At 71.9% G+C, this 9,981-nt stretch carries 9 protein-coding genes and 1 pseudogene; 6 read left to right on the top strand and 4 right to left on the bottom strand.

Annotated features, from left to right (window positions below):
• Position 1: 1 nt before the first annotated feature.
• Entirely contained in the window at positions 2–1,381 is a 1,380-nt protein-coding gene (locus L7D48_RS20335) for a rhodanese-like domain-containing protein (protein ID WP_237881103.1), read from the bottom strand.
• Positions 1,378–1,734 carry a rhodanese-like domain-containing protein gene (locus L7D48_RS20340; protein ID WP_237881105.1) on the bottom strand — a complete coding sequence of 119 codons (357 nt, stop codon included), beginning with the start codon at positions 1,732–1,734 and terminating at the stop codon, positions 1,378–1,380. The genes L7D48_RS20335 and L7D48_RS20340 overlap by 4 nt, the downstream gene beginning before the upstream one ends.
• 116 nt (positions 1,735–1,850) lie before the next feature.
• On the opposite strand from L7D48_RS20340, the pseudogene L7D48_RS20345 reads away from it, so the two are divergent.
• From L7D48_RS20345 to L7D48_RS20365, 5 genes and pseudogenes are all read left to right on the top strand, one after another.
• A pseudogene (locus tag L7D48_RS20345) lies at positions 1,851–1,976 on the top strand (IS5/IS1182 family transposase); the annotation flags it as partial.
• 65 nt (positions 1,977–2,041) lie between these two features.
• Positions 2,042–3,502: an ABC transporter permease gene (locus L7D48_RS20350; RefSeq protein WP_237881107.1), complete on the top strand. Its 1,461-nt coding sequence runs from the start codon at positions 2,042–2,044 to the stop codon at positions 3,500–3,502.
• A 36-nt stretch (positions 3,503–3,538) separates the two neighbouring features.
• The gene (locus tag L7D48_RS20355) at positions 3,539–4,207 is read left to right on the top strand and encodes an ABC transporter ATP-binding protein (RefSeq protein WP_237881109.1); all 669 of its coding nucleotides are present in this window, start codon (positions 3,539–3,541) and stop codon (positions 4,205–4,207) included.
• 129 nt (positions 4,208–4,336) lie between these two features.
• Complete coding sequence (locus L7D48_RS20360) at positions 4,337–5,074, top strand: response regulator transcription factor (protein WP_237881111.1); 738 nt, start codon at positions 4,337–4,339, stop codon at positions 5,072–5,074.
• Positions 5,071–6,591, top strand: coding sequence for a cell wall metabolism sensor histidine kinase WalK (locus L7D48_RS20365; protein ID WP_237881113.1), 1,521 nt, complete (start codon positions 5,071–5,073; stop codon positions 6,589–6,591). The genes L7D48_RS20360 and L7D48_RS20365 overlap by 4 nt, the downstream gene beginning before the upstream one ends.
• Positions 6,592–6,873: 282 nt before the next feature.
• On the opposite strand, the gene L7D48_RS20370 is transcribed toward L7D48_RS20365, so the two are convergent.
• Complete coding sequence (locus L7D48_RS20370) at positions 6,874–7,842, bottom strand: sensor histidine kinase (protein ID WP_237881115.1); 969 nt, start codon at positions 7,840–7,842, stop codon at positions 6,874–6,876.
• Between the two features lie 391 nt (positions 7,843–8,233).
• Complete coding sequence (locus tag L7D48_RS20375) at positions 8,234–9,403, bottom strand: PP2C family protein-serine/threonine phosphatase (RefSeq protein ID WP_237881117.1); 1,170 nt, start codon at positions 9,401–9,403, stop codon at positions 8,234–8,236.
• Positions 9,404–9,504: 101 nt separating this feature from the next.
• Here L7D48_RS20375 and L7D48_RS20380 point away from each other — a divergent pair.
• The coding region (locus L7D48_RS20380) for a MarR family winged helix-turn-helix transcriptional regulator (RefSeq protein ID WP_237881119.1) at positions 9,505–9,981 on the top strand (477 nt) is incomplete at its 3' end.

The following is a 9,981-nucleotide window of genomic DNA, read 5'->3' on the forward strand; positions in this document are numbered from 1 at the left end:
GTCAGGGGGCCTGAGTGGGGACGGAGCACAGGCCCAGGGCGCGGGCGTTGTCGAAGCTGTCGTCGATGGCGACGACATCGCGGCCGCGGGCATCGAGCAGGGCGGCGACGACTCCCGCGCGGTAGCCGCCGGCGCAGTGCACCCAGACCCGGCCCGCGGGAATCTCCCCGATGCGGCCCGGCACCTCGTGGACGGGAATGTGCACCGAGCCGGGGATGTGCGCCTCGGCGCGCTCCTGGTCGCGGCGCACGTCGAGGACGACGAACTCCTCCCCGCCGTCGGAGCTCTTGTCCAGGGCGGTCTTGAGGTCCTCGAATCCGGCGCGCTCGTAGGCGGCCAGGGGCTCGCCGCCGGCCCAGTCCTCGGGACCGCCGGTGGCCATGGCGGCCGGGCGGTCGATGCCGATGCGGACCATCTCGCGCTGGGCCTCGGCCACGTCCTCGGCGCTCTCGCCGAGCAGGGTGACCGGGGTGCCCCACGGGATCAGCCAGCCCAGGTAGGTGATGAACTGGCCGTCCAGGCCGAAGTTGAGGCTGCCGGCCAGGTGACCGGCGGCGAAGGCGGTGCGGTCGCGCAGGTCGACCACCCACTCGCCGGCCTCGATGCGGTGGCGCAGCTCGGCCGGGTCTGCGACGGAGGGCGGGGACAGGTCCGGCTTGCCGGGTCCGCCGGAGTTGGCCGGGCCCATGTGGGCGTAGTAGGCCGGGTAGGCGTCCAGGCCCGCCAGGAGCTGCTCGACGTAGGCCTCCTCGTCGGCGGTCAGGGCGGTGTTGGTCTTCTTCTCCTCGCCGATGGTGCTGGACAGGCCGGCGGACTGGGTCGCTGAGCAGAACGAGCCGAAACCGTGGGTGGGGTAGACGGCGGTGGAGTCGGGCAGCTCCTTCGCCAGCCGGTGCGCCGAGCGCCACTGGGCCCGCACCAGCGTGTCGGTGTGGTCGGGGCCGAGCAGGTCGGGGCGCCCGGTGGAGCCGTACAGCAGCGATCCGCCGGTGAACACCGCGATCTGCTCGCCGTCGGCCTCCAGGGCGAAGGAGAGGTGGGTGTGGGTGTGGCCCGGGGTGTGGATCACCCGTACCCGCATGGTGCCGACCTCGACGACGTCGCCGTCGCGGATTCCGGTGCGCTCGTAGGAGACCTCGTCGTCGGCGTTGACCAGGTACTGCGCGCCGGTCTCCCGGGCCAGGGCCAGACCGCCGGTCACGTAGTCGTTGTGGATGTGGGTCTCGAAGACGTGGGTGATCCGCACGCCCGCGGCCTCGGCCGGCGCCGTGACGCGGTCGTAGTCGCGCTGCGGGTCGACCACCAGCGCGGTGGAGCCGTCGTGGACGAGGTAGGTGCGGTCGCCCAGGCCGGGGGTCTCGATGGGCAGAACGGTGATCATCGGGTCTCCTCGGTGGTGGTGGTGACATCGGGGGTGCCGGGCTCGTCACCGGCGGTCACGGGCCGGCCCGCGCCGGTCCGGGCCGCGGTGCCGCCGCTGACGCCGTGGGCGTCGCAGCCCACGTCGCGCAGCAGTGCGGTCGCCTGTGCGCTGCGGCCGCCGCTCCGGCGGATCACGTAGACCGGGCGGTCCCTGGGCGGCTCGGCCGGCTTCAGCGGGAGCGGGCTGAGCGGCGCGGGCCGGGCGCCGGGGACGTGACCGGTGCGGTACTCGCCGCGGTCGCGGACGTCGACGACGAGGGCGCCGGCCGTGTGTGCCTCGGCGAACCACTGCTGGTCGATCTCGGGAACCATGCGGGGACTCCGGCTCGCTTGCCTTCGGTGAATACCCAGGGGGGTATGCATGGGTCAACCGTAACAGGGGTCGCCTTATGCCCCCGGGGGTATATGGAATGGCGTAGGTCACAGCAACCGTCGAGCGGTGCGTCAACCGCCTCAGGCAGTGGCGTGGCATCGCCACCCGTCACGAGAAGACCGCGACCATTTACCCGGCCGGACTCCACATCGCGGGCCAAGTGGGGTGTCTGTCGCGGTGAGACTCTCGGTGTTCTCTCACGTAATGCTCACGGTGCTGCCAGGCCGCCCGCTTAGCGTGCGGCGCATGTTCTTCACTTACCTGCGTCGCGAGCTGCGCCGCCGGAGGAAGTCGGCGCTGGTCGTCGCTTCCGGGCTGGCTCTGGGTATCGCTCTTGTCATCGTGGTCAACGCTGTCTCCACCGGCATGGGGAAGGCCCAGGACCAGGTCCTGGAATCGCTCTACGGGCTCGGTACCGACATGACCGTCACCAAGGCTCCGGAGCCGCCATCGGAGGATGGTGGCGAGCGGCCGCGGTTCCGCTTCGACGCGCGTGACGACGAGGACGGGGGCGACGGTGAGCAGCAGAGCAGCGACCGGGTCATGGTGCAGGGCTTGCAGACCCTGGACGCTGCCACCGTCTCCGCCGTGGCGGAGACGGATGGTGTGGCGAACGCCGTGGGCGGGCTCAGCCTCAATGTGGTAAAGGTCGACGGCGAGTTCAGCCGTGGCCAGTTCCAGCAGCGGCCGGGCGGTGGACGGGGCGGCGGCTCGGCCGGTGAGGTGACGGGCGGCGGCGCCGACTTCTCCATCGACAGCTTCACCGTGTACGGCACCGACGTCACACACCCTGCGGTGGGCCCGCTGTCCTCCTCGGAGATCACCGACGGGCGCGGCTTCGAGGCGTCGGAGACGTCGGCGAAGGTGGCCGTGGTGGACAACGCCTACGCCAAGGAGAAGAAGCTCACCACCGGTGACACGGTCACGGTGAGCGACACGAAGTTCGAGATCATCGGCGTGGCCACGGCGACCAGAGGGGACGCCGCCGCCAACGTCTACCTGCCGCTTGCTCGGGCGCAGGCCCTGGCCGACGCCAAGGACAAGATCACCACCGTCTACGTGCAGGCCAACGACACACAGCAGCTCGACGCGGTGGAAGCCGCGGTGCTCAAGGCCGTTCCGGACGCCACCGTGACCACCTCCGAGGACCTGGCGGACACCGTATCCGGATCCCTGTCCACCGCGTCCGGCCTTGCTGAGACGGTCGGCCGCTGGCTGTCCGTGGTGGTCCTGGCAGCGGCGTTCCTGGTCGCCGGCCTGCTCACCTCCTCCGCCGTCGCCCGGCGTGTGAGGGAGTTCGGCACCCTCAAGGCACTGGGCTGGCGCTCACGCCGGGTCACCGGGCAGGTCGTCGGCGAGGCCGTCGTGACGGGCCTGGTCGGTGGCGCCATGGGCATCGGGCTGGGCCTGGCCGGTGCGTGGGCGGTCACCGCCTTCGGGCCCTCGCTCTCCGCAGAACTGGGCGCTTCCGCCGGCAGGGCCGGCGGCCCCGGCGGTGGCATGGGCGGTCCCGGTGGCGGCCCCGGCGGCGCCGCACGTGAAACCGCCGCCCGGACGCTGGATGTGGTCCTCACCGCACCGGTCAGCCTCTCCGTGATCACCCTGGCCGTCGGCCTCGCCGTCGTGGGCGGCCTCGTTGCCGGGGCCTTCGGCGGGTGGCGTGCCTCCCGGCTCCGCCCCGCCGACGCCCTCTCCCGCGTCGCCTGACCGGTCCTCGTCCCTCTCCACAGGAGCAACCACACCATGTACGAACTCACCGGTGTCACCCGGCGCTACACCCGTGGCAAGGGCGTCGTCGACGCGCTCGCCGGAGTGGACCTCACCATCACCGCAGGCGACTACCTGGTCATCAAGGGCCCCACAGGCGGCGGCAAGTCGACCCTCCTCCAAATGCTCGGCGGCCTCGACCGGCCGACCTCCGGCAGTGTGCTGCTCGACGGAGTCGACCTGGCGAAGCTGCCCGAGGCCCGCCTGACCCGCCTGCGCAGCGAGAAGATCGGCTTCGTTTTCCAGAGCTTCAACCTCATCCCCACCCTCACCGCCCAGGAGAACGTCGAAACGGCCCTCGTACCACTGGGCATCAAGCCGAAGGAGCGACGCGAACTGGCCGCCGAGGCCCTCACCTCGGTCGGGCTGGGAGAGCGGCTGGGCCACGTGCCGAGCGAGCTGTCCGGCGGCCAGCAGCAGCGGGTGGCCATCGCCCGGGCCCTGGTCAAAAAGCCACAGGTACTGCTCGCGGACGAGCCGACGGGCAACCTCGACGAGTCCACCCGCGACGAGATCATGGACGTCCTGCAGATCCGCTGCAAGGAGGACGGACTCACCTTCGTCATGGTCACGCACGACTCCCACCTGGCCAAGCAGGCCCCCCGGGCGGTCACGCTCCGCAAGGGCACCCTGTCCTCGTCCTGACACACCCCCGCTTCTCCCGCACCGGGCCCCTCACGCCGACGGACGGCACGCAATGCCCGGTGCGGGATAGCCTCCAGGCGGGCACGGCGGGTGCCGGGACCTGGTGAGAGAACGGATCGTAGTGCCGACATGACCGAGCGGACCGAAGAGAAGCGGCAGCACCGGCTTCTCGTCGTCGAGGACGAGCCCAGCATCCGCACGCTGCTCGAATCGACGCTGAGTCTCACCGGCTACCACGTGCGGAGCACCGACACGGGAGCCGCCGCGCTGGCCGAGGCCGCGCGCCTGCAGCCTGACCTGATCCTGCTGGACGTCATGCTGCCCGACCTCGACGGCTACGAGGTGACCCGTCGGCTGCGTACGGCCGGCAACCTGGTGCCCGTTCTGCTCCTCACTGCCCGCACCGGTGTGGACGACCGCATCAAAGGGCTGAGCATCGGCGCCGACGACTACGTCACCAAGCCCTTCAACATCGAAGAAGTGCTCCTCCGCATCCAGGCCATCCTGCGGCGAACCCTCGGCCCTGACGCCCTGCTGCCGGACACCGTCGTGCGCTACGCCGACCTCGAGCTCGACGAGACGGCACACGAGGTGCACCGGGCCGGCCAGTACGTACAGCTCTCGCCGACCGAGTTCAAGCTGTTGTCGTACCTCCTGGACAACGCCGGCCGGGTCGTGAGCAAAGCCCAGATCCTCGACCATGTGTGGCAGTACGACTTCGCGGGCGACACCCGCGTGGTCGAGACGTACATCAAGTACCTGCGCAAGAAGATCGACCGCTTCGAGCCGCCACTCATCCACACCTTCCGCGGCGTGGGCTACAGCCTGCGGGTACCGCGCACGGGCCACGGGACAGCGGACCGTTGACCGCCCTCCGCGCGCCCGGCTCACTGCGCCGACGTCTCGTCCTCGGAGTCACCGTGCTGGCCACCCTCGCCGTGCTGGCCGCCGAGCTGATCGGTTTCCTCGTCCTGCGGTCCTGGCTCCTCGACGGCGTCGACCAGCGGCTCGCCGACTTCCGGCCCATGCCCGCCCCCGCCTTCCTCGACACACGCCGCCCCGGCAAGCCGGAACCCGAGGCGCTGCCCTCGGACTTCCGCGTCTACTTCTACGACGCCCGTGGAAACCGCCTCCCCCAGAAACTCGGCTCGGACGACAAGCCCGGCCCCCGGCTCCCCGACAGCATCGACCGCCTGCCGACCGAAGGCAGCCCGACCTCGGTAGCGGCCGACACCGGAGACGGAAACTGGCGCGTCCTGCGCCGGGCCGGACCACGCGACCTGACCGTCGTCGTCGCCCTGCCGCTCGACACCGTGGACGGAGCCACATCGAAGATCCTCTGGCTCAACGGCCTGCTGCTCATCATCACCGTGGCGGCCCTGTGGGTGCTAGGCCGTGAAGTGGTCCGCCTCAGCCTGCTGCCCCTGACCCGGATGGAGCGCGCCGCCGAGGCCATCACAGCCGGGCAGCTCGACCTGCGGCTGCCCGACACCGACCCGCGAACCGAGATCGGACGGCTCGGCACCGTACTCAACACCATGCTTGACCGGCTCCAGCAGGCCCTGCAAGAGCGCGAGACGTCGGAGACACGGCTGCGCCGGTTCGTCGCCGACGCCGGACACGAACTGCGTACCCCGCTGACCGCCATCCAGGGGTTCGCCCAGCTCGCGCTGCGCTCCGACCGCCGCACCGCAAGCGAGTGGCGGGAAGCCGACCGGCACATCGCGCAGAACGCCGAACGGATGAGCCTGCTCGTCGACGACCTCCAACTACTCGCCCAACTGGACCGGCACCCCAATTACCAGCAAGAACACGTGGACCTGCTGTCCCTGGCGGCAGACGCGGTGAGCTCAGCAGCCCTGCAGCGACCAGGCCACCCCGTGAGCCTGTCCCCCCTGTGCGAGCGCCCCACCGACACCGGCACCGACGCGGAGGAAGGGGAACTGGACGTGGTGGAAGTCGTAGGAGACCCCCACCGTCTCCGGCAGATCGTCGAGAACCTGCTGTCGAACGCCCACACCCACACCCCGCCCGGCACCCGCGTCCAGGTCCGCGTGGGGGCGGGCCGAGCAGGTGCCCGCACCGGCGGTACCCACGCACCGGGACGCGTCAGCATGGCACCGCCCTTCCCGGTCGGAACCCGAGTCGCCGTCATCGAGGTCGAGGACGACGGCCCGGGACTGACGGCCGCCGACGCGCAGCGCGTGTTCGAGCGCTTCTACCGGGCGGACCCCGCACGCACCCGGGCGCGAGGCGGCTCCGGACTGGGCCTGGCCATCGCCACGGCCATCGCCGAAGGCCACAGCGGCCGCCTCGAACTCGACACGGGCCAAGACCGCGGCGTCACCTTCCGCCTCGTCCTGCCACTCCCTCCAGCGAGCTGATCGCGCGGCCCGAGCAATACGACCGACCGGCAGAAAAATCTGCCCAGGCTGAAGGTCCGCCGAGCAGGCCCGCGGCGGCTTCCGCACCGCGGCCGCGGTCTGCTCGCTCGCCACCCGCTCCCGGCTCAGCAGCGCGTCCGCGTGCCCGGAGCCGGCGCAGCAACCGCCATAAGCAGTGGCGCGGCACCGCCACCCGCTACGAGAAGACGACCATCCACCTGGCAGGACGCCACAGCACAGACACCTTCCCCTGGCTCCGCCCGATGATCCAAACGAAACCGCCTAGGAGCGGTCCATGTGCAGCCGTACGGTCAACCCGGCGGATGTGGAGCGGGTCTCGACCAGATCGCACAGCTGGTGCATCATCCACAGCCCGCGCCCGCCGTCGGCGGAGTCCAGCGCCGGGCGGCGGCGGCCGGCCAGCGGATCGGTGAGATGCCCGCCGTCGCGGATCTCGGCAACGCGGGCGGGGCCGTCGGACCACAGGCGCAGGATGCCGCGCCCGCCGCCGTGGGCGATGGAGTTGGCCGCGGCCTCCGCCACGGCGAGGACGAAGTCACCGCGCCGCGGCATGCCGAGCCCGGTCTCCTCGGCCCAGGTGTCCGCGTGGTGGCGGACCTCGCCGAGGTCGCCGGTGGTGAACGCCAGGGTGCGGGTGCGCGCGGGCGGGGGAGCCAGCGGAAGGGCGTCGCACTCGGCGCTGAGGGCGCGGGGGGCGGTGTAGTGCGCGCTGGGCCGCTCCCCGCCGTCCTCCCACAGCACCGGATGGGTGCGGCGGGCGTCGGCGCACACCCGCGCGGGGAGCCGGGAGGCGTCGTAGGGGCACAGGACGGTCGCGGCGCAGCCGGTGAAGGCCGCGTTGATCAGCGCCTCGTGCCGGGTGGCCTCCACCAGTTCGGCCGGGGAGCGCCGCGCCCAGATCGGCTCCCCGACGATACGGGCGGTCCGGCCGGGGTGCCGGTCGGCGAAGTCGCGCAGACCCGAGAGGATGCGGCCGGGGTTGCGGCCGAACTCGGCCATGTCCACCAGGGTGAGACGGTCCGCGGCGGTGGCGCCCCCCAGGTGCTCGCGCAGCATCCCCAGCCGGGGGCCGGGGACGGCGACGAGAACGGGATCGCCGGCCTCCAGCGCGCCGTCGACGAACCCGCCCACCCCGGTGAGGTACTCCCCGGGGCTCCGGTAGAACAGCGCGGGATGGACGAAGGGATCCAAACTCCCCCGTTCGACGAGGGCGTGTTCGCTTCGGGTCACGGAAGGACCACCTCTGGCGTGACGGGAACGTGCGGGAGAGGGCCGGCCGCACGCGCCGGCCGCCGGAAACCGTTCGCGGCTCCGCACGGGCGGGCGGACGCCGAGGCGACCGCCCGGGAGGGGACGCGCCGGACACACCGGCCCGGTACCGGTATCGGCACGTCGGTGAACACCTCCGCTCGGTCCTCGGCCCTGCTCCACGACCCCGCCTGCCCTGCGGGGCCCGGTGTACACCGGCGTTGTCGACTTGTGACCCGGGGCCGGGACCGTGGCAGGACGCGCCGCGCGGAGGCGGACGGCTCCCGGCGGCACGGGGCGTACGGGGACAGGTGAGGAAGGAGGCGGCGGCTCCCGGGCACGGTCCGGGCGCAGGTGGCGGGTGCCCGGCCGGTCAGCTCCTCCTGCCGTGCCAGTCCAGGCACAAGACCATGGCGTCGTCGTCCGCGGGCGGCTCGCCGCGGTGCCGGGCGAGCTCGCCGAGGACCGCCCGCGGCACCTGGGAGGGGGGAAGGAGCCGGGTGCTGGTCATGGCGCGCGCCAGGGCCCGCTCGCCGAACCGCTCGCCCGACGGCGAGGCGACCTCGTAGACCCCGTCACTGGCGAACAGCAGCCGGTCCCCGGCCTCGATCCGGAAGTGCTGGACGGCATAGGGGGTGTCCTCGAACATCCCCAGCGGGAGCTGCGCCTCCAGCTCGACCGGCTCCACCACGCCGCCGCGCAGCCGCCAGATGCGCGGCGACCCGGCGTCGACGGCCTCCAGCCGCCCGGTGGCCAGGTGGATGCGCAGCAGCAGGACGGAGACATGGGCGGCACCGCGGTGCTGCCCGTAGACCGCCTGGTCGGCCAGGACCGCCTGGCCGACCAGGTCCAGCCCGGCCCGGCGGGCGTTGCGCAGCGCACTGAGGGCGAGGTTGGTCAGAAGCGCCGCGTCGATGCCCTCGCCCATCCCGTCGGTCAGGGTCACGGTGAGGTGGTCGGCCGAGACCGACCAGTCGAAGTTGTCCCCGAAGACGGCGTAGGCGGGTTCGAGCTGGGCGCCGAGTTCGTACTCGGGGCCGGAGCAGGAGCGGCCGGGCAGCAGCTGCCACTGCATCTCGGCGGCGAGGGTGAGGCGCTCGGCCCGCCGTGCCTTCAGATAGACGTCGGTGCTGTGGTCGGCGACGAGGATCTCCCGGCCGAGTACCTCGCACAACTGCCGCAGCTCTCCCAGCGCCTCGGGCGAGGCCCCCTCGCCGGGGAGGGTCACCGACAGCACGCCCAGCCGGTCGCCGCGGACGGTGACCGGCAGGTGCGCGGTGACGGTGCCGGAGCGTTCGTCGGGGAAGAGGCGGGGCTGCTGGGAGGCGAACGCCCTTCCGGGTTCGGTGGAGTGGACCGGGACGGGTTCCGTCGGGTAAGGAAGAGGACCGACCGGCTGGAGTATGGTCGTTCCGTAGTCGGCCATCAGCAGGTCCACGGTGAGCGCTCCGAAGTGCCGTGCCAGTGAGGCGCGGAGCGCGTCGAGCAGTGCGTGGGGAGCGGCATCGCGCAGGGCGCGCTCCACGGCCGTGAATCTGTCCACCGTGTCACAACTACTTTCTGTTTCCGCAGAAAAATCCGGTATGGGAAGTTAAGTGCCGTTCGGAGCTCGGGCTGACAATGCAGACGCGGAGTGTCACAGTTATGGTCGTGAATTCCGGACCCTCCCAGCGCCACTCCGCAGAGGCGGCCCATGCCGCGTCCGAGGTGATAGAGCTCCTGGAAGTGCTGTGGGAGCGGGGCCGGGAGGCCGCGTCGCCCGCGCCCGTCTCCGCCTCCCAGTTGAGGGTCCTGTACACCCTCGACCGCGACGAGGGCATCAATCTGCGCACGCTCAGCGAGACGCTGGGTTCCGCCCCGTCGTCGGTCAGCCGGCTGTGCGACCGGCTGCAGGCGGTCGGGTTCGTGGAACGCGCTCCCAGTCCGGCGAGCCGGCGGGAACTCGAACTGAGGCTGACCGGCCGGGGCAGGACGTACCTGCGGGACCTGCGGGACCTGCGGGAGGAGGCGCTGGCTACGGCTATGGCGGCGATGTCGCCCTCGGCGCGCAAGGCGCTCGCCGAGGGGTTGCGGGGGTTCCGGGCGGCGGTGGAGGAGACGCTGCCCAGGCGGCGGGAGGCC

It is taken from the genome of Streptomyces sp. ICN903 (assembly GCF_022015835.1).
In the GTDB taxonomy this organism is placed as follows: Bacteria; Actinomycetota; Actinomycetes; order Streptomycetales; family Streptomycetaceae; genus Streptomyces; species Streptomyces fenghuangensis.

What these genes read in the sequence shown, in the direction of transcription:
- L7D48_RS20335 (WP_237881103.1), bottom strand. Translation starts at nt 1,381, where the DNA reads ATGATCACCGTTCTGCCCATCGAGACCCCCGGCCTGGGCGACCGCACC.
- L7D48_RS20340 (WP_237881105.1), bottom strand. Translation starts at nt 1,734, where the DNA reads ATGGTTCCCGAGATCGACCAGCAGTGGTTCGCCGAGGCACACACGGCC.
- L7D48_RS20350 (WP_237881107.1), top strand. Translation starts at nt 2,042, where the DNA reads ATGTTCTTCACTTACCTGCGTCGCGAGCTGCGCCGCCGGAGGAAGTCG.
- L7D48_RS20355 (WP_237881109.1), top strand. Translation starts at nt 3,539, where the DNA reads ATGTACGAACTCACCGGTGTCACCCGGCGCTACACCCGTGGCAAGGGC.
- L7D48_RS20360 (WP_237881111.1), top strand. Translation starts at nt 4,337, where the DNA reads ATGACCGAGCGGACCGAAGAGAAGCGGCAGCACCGGCTTCTCGTCGTC.